Genomic DNA, 14,655 nt, shown 5'->3' with positions numbered 1-14,655 from the left:
ATTCTTGTCCTAACGTCGGAACTGGAAAAGTCCACGTTTATATCACAAAAAGCACCTCGAGCTCAAGCCCGAATTGCGATTTGCTGGGTTAGTCGGAATAAGTGTGCCAGATTGCCACATTCCAGCCACGCCTGCGGCGGGGGTCGTGTGGTACAGCTGGCCGTTTTGCCCATCCCGAAAGGTGTAGCCGCCTGTCATTGGAGGGCTGACAAATCAAGGAAGATCAGTCTTTTCAATGATTTGTTATTCACTGGCTGGCGCCAGTACAGTCCGGTTGCCGTTACTTTCCATCGCGCTAACCAGGCCGGCGCTTTCCATCTGTTCGATCAGACGCGCGGCGCGATTATACCCGATTCTGAGTTGTCTTTGCACCAAGGAAATCGACGCACGGCGACTTTTCAGCACAAAGGCGACGGCTTCGTCATACAGCGGATCGCTCTCATCGCCAGCACTGCCGCCGTCGGTCGCCCACGGCGCATTGCCCGCGGCTTCAGCCTCAAAACCGCCATTCAAAATGCCTTCGATATAGTCAGGCTCGCCCAGCGCTTTGAGGGCATCCACCACGCGATGCACTTCATCATCGGCCACAAAGGCGCCATGTACCCGCAAGGGGTAACCGCTACCCGGTGGCAGAAACAGCATATCCCCTTGCCCCAGCAGCGCCTCGGCGCCCATCTGGTCGAGAATCGTACGGCTGTCGACTTTACTCGAGACCTGAAACGCCAGTCGGGTCGGGATATTGGCCTTGATCAGGCCGGTAATCACATCCACCGACGGGCGCTGGGTGGCCAAGATCAGGTGAATACCGGCGGCGCGGGCTTTTTGCGCCAGCCGCGCGATCAGTTCTTCGATTTTCTTGCCCGCTACCATCATCAAGTCGGCGAATTCATCAACCACCACCACGATAAAGGGCAGGTGCTCCAGCGGCTCGGGATTATCTGGCGTAAGCGTGAACGGATTGGTGAGTTTCTGGCCGGCCTTGGCGGCGTCGCGCACTTTCTGGTTGTAACCGGAAATATTGCGCACGCCCAGCGCGCTCATCAGCCGGTAGCGTTTTTCCATCTCGGCCACGCACCAATTCAAAGCGTTGGCCGCCAACTTCATATCGGTCACTACCGGCGCCAGTAAATGCGGAATGCCGTCGTAAATCGACAGCTCCAGCATTTTCGGGTCGATCATGATAAAGCGCACATCTTCGGGCGTGGCTTTGTACACCAGCGACAGAATCATCGCATTCACGCCCACCGATTTACCCGAACCAGTGGTACCGGCCACCAGCATATGCGGGGCTTTGGCCAGATCCGTAACAATCGGTTTGCCGGTGATGTCTTTACCCAGTACCAAAGTCAATTTGCTATTGGAGGCCTGATAAGGCTCGCTGGACATTATTTCGGCTAGCCGGATCATTTGCCGGGTCGGGTTGGGTAATTCCAGGCCCATATAGGTTTTGCCCGGAATGGTCTCTACCACGCGGATCGACACCAACCCCAATGCACGGGCTAGGTCTTTCATCAGATTCACAATCTGCGCGCCTTTCACCCCCACTGCCGGCTCGATTTCATAGCGGGTAATCACCGGGCCCGGGTAGGCCGCGACGACTTTGACTTCGACATTGAAGTCCGCCAGCTTGCGCTCGATCAGCTGGGAGGTGAATTCCAGCGTTTCCTTGCTAATGGTTTCCTGTGCTTGGGGCGCTGGGGTGAGTAGGCTTAAAGCGGGTAAATCACCTTCGCTGACGATGGGTTGCACGACTTTGCGTGGGGCGGGTGGTGGCGGTGGAGGCAGCTCATCTTCAGCAAAGAGCATTGGCTGCGCCGCCTGCCGGGCTTGTTCGGCCTGCAGTTTTTCCTGTTCTTTCTTTTCGCGTTCGAGTTTTTTCGCCACCGGCACCTCGGCCGGGGCTTGGGCAATAATCAGCGGGGCTTTGTCATCTTGTTTCTTTTTCGCGGCTTGTACTTGCTCTTCACGGGCGCGCTTGGTCATGCGACCGATCCGGCGGTCGTGGGCGGCCTGGATGCCATCGGCCACTTTCAGCGCAGCCCATTCGATGGCTGCACCGAGGTTTTCCATGAGATTGAGCCATGAGAGCCCGGTAAACAGCGATACGCCCAGCCCGAAGCTGGCGAACAGCAGCATGGTGGCGCCACTAAAGCCAAAATTCGCCATTAGCCAGCCGCCCAAGCTAAGCCCCAGAATACCGCCCGGCTTGTGCGGTAGCTCCAGTGTGAGGCTATGCAGGCGCAGCGCTTCCAGACTGCTGCTGGAGAGCAGAATAAACACAAAGCCAATGCAGGCCAGCAAGACCACAGGGCGCGATGACTCGGTGACTCGGTCAATCCGCCGGTAGCCCCATAAGATCGCCGCCACCAGAAAGAGCGTCCACCACCAGGCTGAGACGCCAAAGGTATAGAGCAACACATCGGCCAGCCAGGCGCCAAACGCGCCGCCGCGATTGTGGATCATGGCCTCCGTTGCGCTGTGTGACCAGCCCGGATCCGAGCGGTGGTAGCTGGTGAGGGCGAGCAAGACAAAGCCCAGCAGTACCACCAGCAGCAGCCACCAAGACTCGCGCAGTAAATTGGCCACGGGCGCAGGCAGGGCCGGCCGGGTCGAGACATTGGGGACGTTTTTCTTGCGAAACAGGGGCATGGTGTGGGGCTGATGGACAAACGCTTTCGCGATTATAACGGCTGGGCTGCGCACTGCAGCAGAAAAGCGACTAATGCGGCATATTTATCTGTCGTGGGCGTGTCAGCTGCGGCGGCGAGGGGCTTTATTGCAAAAAACGCGCTTGCCAGGCTTGGTATTGCGCGTAAACCTGCGCATTGAGCTGCTCTTTATCCGGCTGGCTGGCCGGATCGATCGGGGGGAACACATGATAATGCACCACCCGGTTGCGACTAGTGCTAATGCGCCAGATTTTTTGCAGCAGGGTTTCGCCCGGCCCCCATTCAAAATCGGCCTGCGCCTCGTGATGCAAAAATACGGGTAGCAGCGGCACGCCAGTGGCTTGTGCGGTGACAAACGCGCCGTGTAGAAAGCGCGGCGCCAGCCAGCGGCCTTTGCAGCCGCCTTCTGGGTAGAGCGCAATATTGTGTCCAGCTTGCACCGCAGCGATCAGTGCCTGCTGTGCCGCTTGGCGCGAAGCTTTGCTTTCCCGCTCCACAAACAACGTGCCGGCCGCGGCGGCAATTCGTCCGACTAGCCACCAATCGCGCACCTCGTGTTTGGCCAAGCTGCGCACTGGAAACAGTGCCGGAATTCCGACGTCTTCCAATGCGGAGGGGTGATTGGCGATCAGGATAAATTGCGCCGGCAGTGGCCCGGGGTAGTGCTGATGCAAACGTAATTGCACCCCCAGCGCGCGCACAAAACAGCGACACCAGCGATGAAATAGTGCGGGGTATAGGTGGCTAAGCCAGCGCTGGGGCAGCATTGCGAGCAATACCATCAGCAGGGTAAAGAATAGTAGATCAAGCCAGCCGAGTAAGCGCCAGCTGAGGAGCAGCAAAGTCTGCATGGCTTGCCCCGAGATGGGTGGGATAAGCTGACTATAGCGGCTGGCAGGCCGCTTTGCCGCGAGGCAGTGGGGATGGGGAGGATCGGTTGGGGTATTGCGCTAAAAGTCTTGATAGATAATGCTTTTAGATCAATACCTGCCCGGGTATTAGTGGTGCAGGAAACCTGCCAGCTTGTTTTCGAGCAGGCGCGGATTTTCGCCATTGGCGATGGTTACCAGCCCCTCGGCCACCATTTCACGTCGGCGCACTTCCAGCATCACATAATGCTTGAGCTTATTGGCGATCGGTAGCAGCAATAAGTTGGCCGCACCCACGCCGTAGATGGTGGCCACAAAAGCCACGGCAATCCCGGCGCCCAGTTTGGATGGGTCGGTGAGGTTTTCCATCACATGAATCAGCCCCAATACCGCGCCCAAAATCCCGAAGGTGGGGCTGTAGCCGCCGGCAGACTCCCAGATTTTGATCGCGGCGCGGGCTTGGTCTTCGTAGGCATCGATATCCAGCTCCAGCGCGCGGCGCACGGTATCGGGCTCGGCGCCATCCACCACCATGGTGAGGCCGCGTTTCACAAACGGATCTTTTTCGCTATTGACGTAGGCTTCTAGCGCGAGCAAACCACCCCGGCGAGCCTGCTGGCCCCAATTCATCAGGGTGGCGAGGATTTTGCGAAAATCCATATTCGGGGGGATAAAAATCCAGCGCAGCATTTTGATGCCGGCGACGAAATGGCGCATTTCGGTTTGCAGCATCACCGCCCCGGTGGTGCCACCGATCACGATCAGAAAGGCGGTAAATTGCACCAGCGAGCCAATGTGCCCGCCTTCCAGCCAGTGGCCAAGCACAATGGCCGTCAGGCCGAGGATGATGCCAAATACACTGATTTTATCCATTTAACTCAGCCAGTCTTTGAGTTTGCTGCGCAAACGGGCCACCGCTTGCGCATGCAGTTGGCACACCCTTGATTCGGAAACGCCCAGTACGGCGCCGATTTCTTTCAGATTCAGCTCTTCGTCGTAATACAGCGCCATCAGCAGTTTTTCGCGCTCGGGCAAAAGGCCAATGGCTTCGATCAACTGACCGCGAAAACGGCCGTCGCTCAGAATATCGATGGGGTTGGCTTTGTGATCGGCAGCATACTGATCGAGCTGATCATTATCGCCATCTTCTTCGAAATCTTCGTAATGCACCAGCTGATGGCCACGGGCTTCGCCCAGCATGGCTTGATAATCGGCCAGCTCAATGCCCAGCTGGCGTGCCACTTCGCCCTCGGTGGGCGCGCGGCCTTGCTGTTGTTCCAGCGCGACAATCGCTTTTTCGATCTCGCGCATGTTTTTGCGCGCTTGCCGCGGGAGCCAGTCGGCGTTGCGCAGCTCATCGAGCATGGCGCCCCGAATGCGCTGGCTGGCAAAGGTTTCAAACAGCACGCCGGCTTCCGGATCAAAATTGCGCGCCGCTTCCATCAGCCCCATCAGGCCAACTTGAATCAAATCATCTACTTCCACGCTAGCCGGCAGCTTGCTCATCATGTGATAGGCAATTTTGCGCACCAAGGGCGCGTGCTGCTGCACGCGATCTTCTTCGCTGCTGCTTTGGGTGCTGCGATAAAGGGAGAGGGCGCGGTGAGCTGACATAAGACGGGTGAATTCAAATCGGCTTTTAGTGTAGCTGACTAATCCGCTTTTGACGAAGTCAGTTGTTGCTCTAATTGCGTCAGTGCGCGGCTCAGCGCCCGCTGCAGACCGGCGGCGGCGGCCTCAGGCTCGGCGCTGGCCAGTGCTTCACGGATCGCCAGCGGGTAGCTAAAGCTTTGCGTGCCGCGATGCAGCTGCAATTGCAGCTCCAGCACCGCAGCGGGCTGGGCCGGATCGCTCACATCGATATACAGCGCGAGTAATTCACCCTCCAACAGCCAGCTGCTGGCAGCGCTGCCGGCGCTGGGCAGTACTTGGGCAAATAAACCGCTGCTGCGCAGCCATTGGCGCAGATTTTGGCTCAGTTGTACTGGCGGTGGGGCAAGAAAACCATGGTAGGGGTCGGCCACAAAGCGCTGCGCTGTTTCGCGATAAACCAGTGCGCTATCGCGAAAAGGCGGCGCCGCGCGCAGCTCTTGCACTTGCAGCGCGCCAAAACGGACGCTTTGGGCGCTGCCCGTGCGACTGGCTTGCAGCAGAAAATCCTGCCGCGCTGGTGGGGTAGAGCTGCAGGCGGTGCAGCACAGCAGCAACAAACAAAGCAGTTTTTTCATGGCTTAGGCGGCGTGTAACGCGGTGGATATTGATCAAACAGTAGCGAGCTGGGGCGTTGTTTGGCCTGTTCGCTCAGGGCTTTCAGATTGCTACTGGTGGCATTGAGATTATCGATGATTTGCTGCACATCACCTTCGCGCTGGCCGCTTAGGCGATCTAGCCTAGCGGTAATGGAATCAAGCCGCGCCACGGTTTGGCTTAGCTCCGGCCCCGATAGCAGGCGATCTGCCGATTGGGCGGCACTGGCCAGATGTCGCGCGGCCTGTTGCAAAGACGGATCCGCCAGCATCGTGCCCAACTGCTGATTGCTGGTGCGCACTTCCTGAATCAGGGCAGAGCTTTCACTGGCAATTTGCGCCAGGGGCAGGCCATTGACGGTGCGCAAGAGCTGGGTGCTTTGCCGGCTGAGATTAGCGGTATCGAGCTGATCGAGTTTGGTGTTGAGGGTGCGTAAGGTCTGGTTAAAGAGCCCGATGGATTCATTCAGATCCAGTCGCTGCATTTTGGCCATCAGATCTTGGGCACTGCTCACCAGCTGATTCACCGTGCTATTGGCCGAGGGGATATACAGATTTTCGGGTTTCCACTGAATGGGTAGGGGCGGATTATCACGCGGGTTTTCGTAATCGATTTCCAGATAGCTGGTGCCGGTAAGGCCCTGCGGTGAAAGTTTAACCCGCAAGCCTTTGCTGATTTCGCGATTTAACTGCGCTTGTGCGCTCTCGCCCGCCGCCGGTTCGCCCAGAATGGCATGATCAAGCTGGGCTTCCACCAGGACATATTGCTGGCGCTGGGCCGCGGGCAGCTCGCCTTGATAACGGCTGTAGGTAAAAGTAATGGCGGTGACCTCGCCAATCGCCACCCCGCGGTAACGCACTTTCGAGCCAATATCGAGGCCTTTTACCGATTCATTGAAGTAGGTTTCCAGTGTGCTGCGCGGTTGCCACCAGCGGCCGCTGCCCACGCCAATCAGCAGGGCTGCGCCCAGCAAAATGGCGAAAATGATGAATAATCCTAAGCGAAAGTAAGACGGTTGCTTCATAACACACTCGCTGTGCCGGCGCGGGCGGGGCGCGCAGCGTGGAAAAAGTGGGCCACCCGTGGATCGCTAGCTGCCGCCAGCGCAGCCGGGGTGTCGATGGCCAGAATACCTTGGATGGATTTATCCAGCATGATGGCCCGATCGGCAATCGCCGCAATGCTGGCCAGCTCGTGGGTGACTACCACGATGGTCACGCCTTGCGTTTCGGCCAGCCGGCGGATCAGCTGATCCAGCTCGGCTGACGTGACCGGGTCAAGGCCAGCGGAGGGCTCATCCAGAAATAAAATCTGCGGGTCCAGCGCCATCGCCCGGGCGATGGCCGCGCGTTTTTGCATCCCGCCCGAAAGCTCCGCCGGGTAAAAATCGGCAAATTCTTCCAGCCCCACCAGCCGCAGTTTCAGGCGCGCCAAGGTATCGATGGCGGCTGGATCCAGCGGGCTGAAACTGCCGAGTGGGAGCTTGATATTATCCAAAATCGATAGCGAACCAAACAGCGCGCCGGATTGATACATGACGCCAATCATGCGCAGTATCTGCTCGCGAGCCTGATTATCTGCGCCCACCAGCTCATTACCCTGGATGAGTATGCTGCCGGCCAGCGGAGGGTAGAGGCCGATCAGGTGTTTAAGCAGGGTGGATTTGCCGCAGCCCGAGCCGCCCAGAATGGTCACCACTTCGCCGACTTGAATATCAAAATCCAGCTCGCGCAAAATCAGGCGCTCGCCCCAGCCACAACTTAATCCGCGCACCTGAATCGCTGGCTGCATGCTTACCATCCCAGGTGGTAGAACACCACCGCAAAGAGGCCGTCGGTCACCACCAGCAAGACCAGAATCTGCACCACTGCGCGGGTGGTCGAGGCGCCGACGGCGCTGGCGCCATTGCCGGTGCTCAGCCCGCGCAAGCAACCCACCGAGGCCACTACCAGCCCAAAGGCCACGGCTTTGATCAGCCCGGTAAGGATATCCAGCGGCGCCACTTGGCCGCTGAGCTGCGTCCAGAAGGTGGCCAAGGGAATTCCAAACCCTTGCAAGACGATGGCCCCCCCCAAGAGGGCAATCACCGAGGCCCAAATTGCCAGCAACGGTAGCATCAGGGCGCCGGCCAGCAGTCGTGGCAGTACCAGAAAATTCATGGGCCGGTAGCCAAAGGTGACCAAAGCGTTGATTTCTTCATTGACCTTCATGGTGCCGATTTCGGCGGCAAACGCCGCGCCAGTGCGCCCGGCGAGCACAATCGCGGTCATTAGCGGCCCCAATTCGCGCAGCACGGACAAGCCGAGCAAATTAGCCACAAAGACTTCCGCCCCGAATTGCCGCATCGGTATCGCTGATTGAAACGCCAGAATAATCCCGAGCAAAAACGCAATCAGGCTGATGATGGGCAGGGCATTGGCACCCACCTGCTCGCACTGGCGCCACAGCTCGGCCCTGCGCAATAGCTGCGGGCGGCGCAAAGTGAGGGCGAAAGCGGCAGCCGCTTCGCCAATAAAACTGATTTGCTCGGCCAAATCATTGAGCCAGAGGCTAATGGCACGGCCAAGGCGGCTGATCAGTGGTAGTTCACCGGTTGGGGCGGGGATGTGTAATGGCTGACTGGGGTTGAGCGCCTGCAAGAGGCGCTGGCCATCGGCCGAGAGATGTTGCAGTTGGGCGCCCGCTTGGCTTAATTCAAACAGCAAGGCCGCGCCGGCGCCATCCACGCGAGTGACGGCGGCTAAATCGAGGGTTTGTCCTTGCCAATCGATCGCGCGGCAGGCAGGCCAGAGCTGGCTGGTGCTGTGTAAAGTGAGTTCGCCGCTGATGGCATAGCCCCCGGCGCGCAGCTGCAATGACTCGGCAATAGTCGTGGCGGCTGCGCTGGGCTTAGCCATGTTGCAGCCTTTCGCTGAGCAAGCGCGATGATTCCACCAGCCGGTGCACAAAATGCCCCGGGCTGGCATTGATGGTAGTGGGGGGTATCCAGCGCAAGATCACATCTGCCAATTGCCGCAGGGCAATACTAGCCTCGGTATCGGGATAGGCCTCCAGCACGCTACGGCCTAAACGCATGGCGCGGTTCAGTTTGGCGTCTTCCGGCACAAAGCCGATCAGTTTGAGCTGCAGGCTGCCCAGAAACTGCTGGCATACGCTGCGCAAGCGCTCAAACAGCGCCATGGCTTCGGTGAGGTTATCCACCCGATTCACCAGCACCCGAAAATCGCGCCGCGCATAATCGAGCGCCAGCTGTTTGATGGCGGCATAGGCGTCGGTGAGAGATTCGGCGCGATCCGAGAGCACAATCACCACATCGTCGGCCGCCAGGCTCAGACTAGGGATACCGCTGCCCCCGGCCGGGCGGGTATCGAGCAGCAGATAATCCACATGCTCGGTCAGCGCTTCAAACTCGGCCGCCAGCCAGCTTTGCTCGGCTTCGTTGAGCTGGCTCATGCTGTGCGGGCGGCTGGCCAGCGGTAAAAGCTGGGCATTCAGCGGCGTATCGATCAGGCAATCGGCCAGTGTGGCTTCACGGCGCAAGACATGTTCAAGAGTAAAACCCTGCTGCAGGTGCAGGCGATTGGCCACGTTTTGTGCGCCGCTAAATTCATCCAGAATCATCACTTCACGCTGGCGCTCGGCCAGTGCGGCGGCCAGATGGATGACCAGCGTGGTGGTACCGGCATCGCCGCGGCCGCCACACAGGCTGATGCTACGGCAGCTCACCGGGTTGACCAGTTGCCGGAGCCCGGCGGCCTGATCTTGCCAGCGTTTAGGCACGGCCCGCTCCCAGATTCAGGGTGAAATCGGTGGGGGTATCTTGCGTGCTCATAAAGAGCGGGTATTCATCCCGTTGCAGCTGAAACACGCTATTGTCCTGCTGGGTTTTAAAAGCCCGGTCGAGCAGGTAGCTGAGATTGGCGCGGTGCAGATCTTCCGGTACACGCTGGCCATTGGTCACAAACTGCAGCGGCAGGCGATGGCGAATCGCCACATCCAGGCTGCCACCCAGCGCCACGGTTTCATCGAGCTTGGTCAGAATGCAGCCCAGCAAATGATGGTTGCGATAGCGCCGCGCAACATCATCCAGCGTGCCAGCATGGGCATTGGCCGCCAAGAGCAAGATGGTGCCGACATTGTCGTGCCCCAGCATGGCCAATTGCTCGCCAATGCGCTGGTCGCGCTGGCCCATCCCGACTGTATCAATCAGCACCAAGTGGCGCTCGGAAAGCTCGCCCAAGGTCAGTTGCAGATCGGTTTCGTCTTTTACCTCATGTACTGGCACGCCCAGAATCCGGCCATAAATGCGCAGCTGATCATGCGCGCCGATCCGGTAGCTATCGGTGGTGAGCAGGGCCACGGCTTGCGGCCCGTAGGTGAGCGCCGCGCGTGCGGCCAGTTTGGCGACCGTGGTGGTTTTGCCCACACCGGTCGGGCCAATCAGGGCATACACCCCGCCGCGCGCAACCAGATCGTCGTTTGGCCCGGTGGCTGGCAGATTATGCGCCAGCGCGGCTTTCACCCATTTGATGCCGGTATCCAGGCTCATGCCGGCCGGCATTTTGTCGATCAATTGCCGCGAGAGAGCGGCACAAAAGCCCGCGCCGAGTAAGAGGCGCAGAATTTCGAGTTTTTCCGGCGCATGCTTGCTCAGCTCGCCCCAGGCCATGCCGGCCATCTGGCTTTCCAGTAGGCCACGCAACATGCGGATTTCGCGCGCGATATCCTGCATGGCTTCTTGGTCGATGTTATTTTGGGGCGCAGCCGGTTCGTCTTCAAAACTAAATACGGGTAGCGGTTTGCTTGGCTCGGCCGCCGGGCGCCGTGGCGGTGGGGCTGGGCGCGCTGTGGTGCCGGCAGGGCGTTCTGGCGGCGGTGGCACCACGCGTTCACTGCGCTGGCTGGCAAATTCGGTAAAGGGCACTTCCTGCCGCGCCGCTGGCTCAGTGCGCGAGCTCAGTTGGGCCTCGCTGCGGGGGCTGAGATGTGGTTCTGGCCGCGACTCGACCGGGTCAAGGCGCGGTTGGCGATTGCTGCGCAGTACCGAGGGCGGCTCGTACGGGCTGTCGTCCAGTTCTTCCGGCGTTTCGTCGTCAGGAATGGCATACGAGCGTGCCAGCGCTTTGGCAATGCCCGGGCGTGGCGCTTCGGTTTGCGCGCTACTCATCAGGCGGGCGCCATTTTGCGCCGCACGCGGGCTGGGCTTAGGCGGCGCGCTGACCGTTTGCACATTGGTGAGCGCGGCGACATCGGCATCGGCGACGGCCATGATTTCGATCCCACCGCCGGCCACTTGCCGGTTGGACAGGATAAGCGCGTCCGGGCCCAGTTCATCACGAACTTGGCGTAGGGCTTCGCGGGTGGTGGCACCGAAGAATTTTTTGACGACCATAGCGGCAGATTATCGCTGTTGCCGCGCAACTGCACAATTGATCTGCGGTGGCTGCGTCAGTTTTACTGCTGAATGTTGCAAGAATTCAGCAGTAAAACAGCGTCTTAGCCGGCGCTTAGCCATTGGCACCCAGCACGCCAATGATGCGCAAGGTCTTCGATTCGGGGATTTCGGTGTGCGCGATCACCCGTAAATTCGGGATTGAGCGCTTTAAAAAGCGTGACAGCATCGGCCGCAACTGGGCCGGCGTGATGATCACCGGGTTAATGCCCTGCATTTCCAGCTGCTCGGAGAGCTGCGCCGCTTGTTGCAGTAGGCGCTCGGCCAGGCCCGGCTCCAGCCCCCCTGGCGAGCGGCCGCTGGCAGCCGAGAGCAGGATATTTTCTAGCTGCGGCTCCAGCGCCACCACCTGCAGCTCGTTTTCACCCGGGAATAGCTGATGCACGATGGCGCGGCCCAGCGCCACCCGAACCATTGAGGTAAGCTCGTCCAGATCTTGGGTGCGGGCGACCGACTCGCCCAGTGTTTCCAGAATGGTGCGCATATCGCGGATATGCAGCCCATCTTCCAGCAGGTTTTGCAGCACTTTTTGCAACGTACCAATTGCCACCACTTTGGGTACCAGCTCTTCCACCAGCTTGGGCGATTCTTTGCTGAAATGATCGAGTAGGGCTTGCACTTCTTCGCGTCCCAGTAGCTCGGCGGCGTGTGATTGCAGAATATTCGAGATATGCGTGCCAACCACGGTGGAGGCATCGACCACGGTGTAGCCCATGGCTTGGGCCTGATCGCGATAACTGCTATCTACCCAGATGGCGGGTAGGCCAAAGGTTGGATCGGTGGTGGCGGTGCCGGGCAAATTGCCGGCGGCATTACCCGGATTGATGGCCAGCCACTGGCCAACAAAGGCTTCGCCCAAGCCTACGTCGACGCCTTTGAGCTGAATGCGGTATTGATTGGGGCGCAGCTCAAGGTTGTCGCGGATATGGACGGCCGGCACCAAAAAGCCCAGCTCTTGGGCAATTTTTTTGCGGATGCCGCGAATACGGCGCAGCAATTCGCCATCCTGATTGCGATCCACCAGCGGAATAAGCCGGTAGCCTACTTCCAGCCCAACCGGGTCAACGGCTTGCACATCGGCCCAGCTGACTTCCTGTAGCGGCGCTTCGGCCGGTGAGGTGGGGGCAGCGCCAGGCGCAGGCGCGCCACCCGCGCCGCCGCCACTGGCCGCGAGGAGGTCTTTCTGTTTTTGCTGGTCGGCCCACCAGGCGAGGCTACCGGCCAGGACGGCCATCAGCAGAAAGGCGAAATGGGGCATGCCAGGAATAATGCCCAATACCGCCAGCACACCCGCCGTGACATACAGTACCTGCGAGCGGGCAAACAGCTGGTTGAGCATCTGTTGCGACAGATCTTGCTCGGTGCCCACCCGTGACACCACGATACCGGCGGCGACGGAAATCACCAGTGCAGGCACTTGCGCCACCAAGCCATCACCAATGGTCAGCATGGTGTAGGTACGGGCGGCTTCAGCAAAAGGCAGATCGTGTTGCAGCATGCCCACCAGCATCCCTCCCACCAGATTGATCACCATCACCAAAATGCCGGCGATCGCATCGCCGCGGACGAATTTACTCGCACCATCCATTGAGCCGAAGAAATTCGCTTCATCGGAAATCTCGGTACGGCGGCGGCGGGCTTCTTCTTCGCCAATCAGGCCGGCATTCAGATCGGCGTCGATCGCCATCTGCTTGCCGGGCATCGCATCCAGCGTAAAGCGGGCCGACACTTCGGCGATCCGGCCAGCGCCTTTAGTGATCACCACAAAGTTAATGATGGTCAGAATAATAAAAGCCACGATCCCGACTGCGACATTATCGCCAATCAGCACATGGCCAAAGGCTTCGATGACTTTACCGGCCGCGTCGCCGCCAGCGTGGCCCTCGGTGAGCACCAGCTTGGTTGAGGCCACATTCAGCGATAGCCGTAGCAGCGTGGTGACCAGCAGCACGGTGGGAAAGCTGGAGAATTCCAGCGGCTTGTGCGTGTACATGCTCACCATCAGCACAATGACCGACAGCGCAATATTGAAGGTGAAAAAGAAATCGAGCAGCAGCGGCGGCAGCGGCAGAATCATCATGCCGAGCACCATGAGCACCAGCGCGGGTGCGGCCAAACGAGTCAGGTTAATGGACTGCATTTCTAATACGGGCTACCTGTATGGCTTGCTGCGCCTTATTGAATATAGCTTAGGGCGATATACCCTGGTTTTCGTTTTCGGGGTCTAGCTCGGGTGGTACGGGCAAGTCGGTATTCAGTACCGGCTCAAAGCCGCCCTCGCGCCGGTAGAGATCCAGCTGGTAAATGTAGGCCAGCACCTCTGCGGTGGCAGTATACAGCGCGCTGGGAATTTCTTCGCCCAAGTCGGCATGATGATACAGCGCGCGTGCAAAAGGTGGCGTACGCAATACGGCCACTTTATTGTCTTTGGCAATTTCGATAATGCGTTCAGCGAGCAGAAAAGCGCCTTTGGCCACCACGATGGGCGCACGCATTTTGCTGTCGTAGCGGATGGCCACGGCATAGTGGGTGGGGTTGGTGACCACCACATTGGCTTTCGGAATCTCGGCCATCATCCGTTTGCGCGCGGCTTCACGCTGCAACTGGCGAATCCGCGCTTTCACGTGTGGATCACCTTCGGCTTCTTTGTGTTCCTGCCGCACTTCTTCTTTGGTCATGCGCAGGCCTTTGTAGTAATCCCACAGCTGATAAGGCACATCAATCAACACAATCACGGCCATGGCCGCGATCACCAGCAGAAGCGTGTGGCGGGTCATCTGCCAGAGCATGCCAAAGCCCGAGTCGGCGGGCATGACCAAGAGCTGGATAAAATCGGCGCGCTCTTGCCACATCAACCACGCGGCAACGCCACCGATCAGCGCGGATTTAAGGATGGTTTTGATGGTTTCGACGATGGTGCGCGGCGAAAACATCCTGCCAATTCCGCTCATCGGGTTGAGGCGGCCAAAATTGGGCGTGAGCGCCTCGCCGCTAAATAGCCAGCCCCCGATCAGCATGGGGGTCAGAATGGTGACCAGTACCACTGCGCCAAAAATCGGTAGCAAGGCGATGATGGCGATTTTGCCCAGGGCAAACAGCATTTCTCCCATCGCCGCGGTGCTAATCAGCTGCTGGCGCTGAAAACTCAGCGCGGTGACCATGATTTCTTTCATGGCCGCATAAAGATCCGGCCCGGTAAAGATGATCGCCACCAAGCCCACCAGCAAGGTGGCAAAGGTGGTGAGTTCGTGCGAGCGCGGCACCTGGCCCTTTTTGCGGGCTTCATCCAGCCGCCGCTGGGACGCCGGTTCGGTGCGTTCGAGATCTGAATCTTCTGCCATGCCGGAAGTGTATCACTGGGGGCTGATTTCGAGCTTGGCATCAACTTTGCTTGAAGGGGGCTGACTCTTTTTTGTGG

12 protein-coding genes are annotated in these 14,655 nt (G+C 59.1%); all 12 read right to left on the bottom strand.

The window, feature by feature from the left end; genetic code table 11:
- Positions 1-243: 243 nt before the first annotated feature.
- Positions 244-2,649 carry a DNA translocase FtsK gene (locus tag QV747_RS13455; RefSeq protein ID WP_273431662.1) on the bottom strand — a complete coding sequence of 802 codons (2,406 nt, stop codon included), beginning with the start codon at positions 2,647-2,649 and terminating at the stop codon, positions 244-246.
- A 124-nt stretch (positions 2,650-2,773) separates the two neighbouring features.
- The gene (locus tag QV747_RS13450) at positions 2,774-3,520 is read right to left on the bottom strand and encodes a 1-acyl-sn-glycerol-3-phosphate acyltransferase (protein WP_273431656.1); all 747 of its coding nucleotides are present in this window, start codon (positions 3,518-3,520) and stop codon (positions 2,774-2,776) included.
- A gap of 147 nt (positions 3,521-3,667) precedes the next feature.
- On the bottom strand, positions 3,668-4,411 hold the full coding sequence (locus QV747_RS13445) for a flagellar motor protein (RefSeq protein WP_028449590.1): 744 nt from the start codon (positions 4,409-4,411) through the stop codon (positions 3,668-3,670).
- A complete protein-coding gene (locus QV747_RS13440; protein ID WP_028449589.1) occupies positions 4,412-5,152 on the bottom strand; it encodes an RNA polymerase sigma factor FliA in 741 nt (246 codons plus the stop codon). It abuts the gene before it with no gap.
- A gap of 38 nt (positions 5,153-5,190) precedes the next feature.
- On the bottom strand, positions 5,191-5,766 hold the full coding sequence (locus tag QV747_RS13435; RefSeq protein WP_273431645.1) for an ABC-type transport auxiliary lipoprotein family protein: 576 nt from the start codon (positions 5,764-5,766) through the stop codon (positions 5,191-5,193).
- Positions 5,763-6,809 carry an MlaD family protein gene (locus tag QV747_RS13430; RefSeq protein ID WP_273431642.1) on the bottom strand — a complete coding sequence of 349 codons (1,047 nt, stop codon included), beginning with the start codon at positions 6,807-6,809 and terminating at the stop codon, positions 5,763-5,765. The genes QV747_RS13435 and QV747_RS13430 overlap by 4 nt, the downstream gene beginning before the upstream one ends.
- Entirely contained in the window at positions 6,806-7,576 is a 771-nt protein-coding gene (locus tag QV747_RS13425) for an ABC transporter ATP-binding protein (protein ID WP_273431639.1), read from the bottom strand. Before QV747_RS13425 ends, QV747_RS13430 begins: the two co-directional genes overlap by 4 nt.
- A gap of 2 nt (positions 7,577-7,578) precedes the next feature.
- Positions 7,579-8,682 carry an ABC transporter permease gene (locus tag QV747_RS13420; RefSeq protein ID WP_273431637.1) on the bottom strand — a complete coding sequence of 368 codons (1,104 nt, stop codon included), beginning with the start codon at positions 8,680-8,682 and terminating at the stop codon, positions 7,579-7,581.
- Positions 8,675-9,565 carry an AAA family ATPase gene (locus QV747_RS13415; protein ID WP_028449585.1) on the bottom strand — a complete coding sequence of 297 codons (891 nt, stop codon included), beginning with the start codon at positions 9,563-9,565 and terminating at the stop codon, positions 8,675-8,677. Before QV747_RS13415 ends, QV747_RS13420 begins: the two co-directional genes overlap by 8 nt.
- The gene (flhF, locus tag QV747_RS13410; RefSeq protein WP_273431636.1) at positions 9,558-11,177 is read right to left on the bottom strand and encodes a flagellar biosynthesis protein FlhF; all 1,620 of its coding nucleotides are present in this window, start codon (positions 11,175-11,177) and stop codon (positions 9,558-9,560) included. Before flhF ends, QV747_RS13415 begins: the two co-directional genes overlap by 8 nt.
- Positions 11,178-11,292: 115 nt before the next feature.
- On the bottom strand, positions 11,293-13,377 hold the full coding sequence (flhA, locus tag QV747_RS13405) for a flagellar biosynthesis protein FlhA (protein WP_273431635.1): 2,085 nt from the start codon (positions 13,375-13,377) through the stop codon (positions 11,293-11,295).
- Between the two features lie 49 nt (positions 13,378-13,426).
- The gene (gene flhB, locus QV747_RS13400; RefSeq protein ID WP_047390845.1) at positions 13,427-14,578 is read right to left on the bottom strand and encodes a flagellar biosynthesis protein FlhB; all 1,152 of its coding nucleotides are present in this window, start codon (positions 14,576-14,578) and stop codon (positions 13,427-13,429) included.
- Positions 14,579-14,655: the final 77 nt, after the last annotated feature.

The organism is uncultured Chitinibacter sp., assembly GCF_945957625.1.
Lineage (GTDB): Bacteria > Pseudomonadota > Gammaproteobacteria > Burkholderiales > Chitinibacteraceae > Chitinibacter > Chitinibacter tainanensis.
The sequence above is the reverse complement of the archived record's forward strand: the minus strand, read 5'-3'. Positions and strand labels throughout refer to the sequence as shown.

Bases quoted from the DNA above. Each gene is read 5' to 3' on its own strand.
- QV747_RS13450 (WP_273431656.1), bottom strand. From the start codon at position 3,520: ATGCAGACTTTGCTGCTCCTCAGCTGGCGCTTACTCGGCTGGCTTGAT.
- QV747_RS13430 (WP_273431642.1), bottom strand. From the start codon at position 6,809: ATGAAGCAACCGTCTTACTTTCGCTTAGGATTATTCATCATTTTCGCC.
- QV747_RS13420 (WP_273431637.1), bottom strand. From the start codon at position 8,682: ATGGCTAAGCCCAGCGCAGCCGCCACGACTATTGCCGAGTCATTGCAG.
- QV747_RS13440 (WP_028449589.1), bottom strand. From the start codon at position 5,152: ATGTCAGCTCACCGCGCCCTCTCCCTTTATCGCAGCACCCAAAGCAGC.
- QV747_RS13445 (WP_028449590.1), bottom strand. From the start codon at position 4,411: ATGGATAAAATCAGTGTATTTGGCATCATCCTCGGCCTGACGGCCATT.
- QV747_RS13455 (WP_273431662.1), bottom strand. From the start codon at position 2,649: ATGCCCCTGTTTCGCAAGAAAAACGTCCCCAATGTCTCGACCCGGCCG.
- flhB (WP_047390845.1), bottom strand. From the start codon at position 14,578: ATGGCAGAAGATTCAGATCTCGAACGCACCGAACCGGCGTCCCAGCGG.
- flhA (WP_273431635.1), bottom strand. From the start codon at position 13,377: ATGCAGTCCATTAACCTGACTCGTTTGGCCGCACCCGCGCTGGTGCTC.
- QV747_RS13435 (WP_273431645.1), bottom strand. From the start codon at position 5,766: ATGAAAAAACTGCTTTGTTTGTTGCTGCTGTGCTGCACCGCCTGCAGC.
- flhF (WP_273431636.1), bottom strand. From the start codon at position 11,177: ATGGTCGTCAAAAAATTCTTCGGTGCCACCACCCGCGAAGCCCTACGC.
- QV747_RS13425 (WP_273431639.1), bottom strand. From the start codon at position 7,576: ATGCAGCCAGCGATTCAGGTGCGCGGATTAAGTTGTGGCTGGGGCGAG.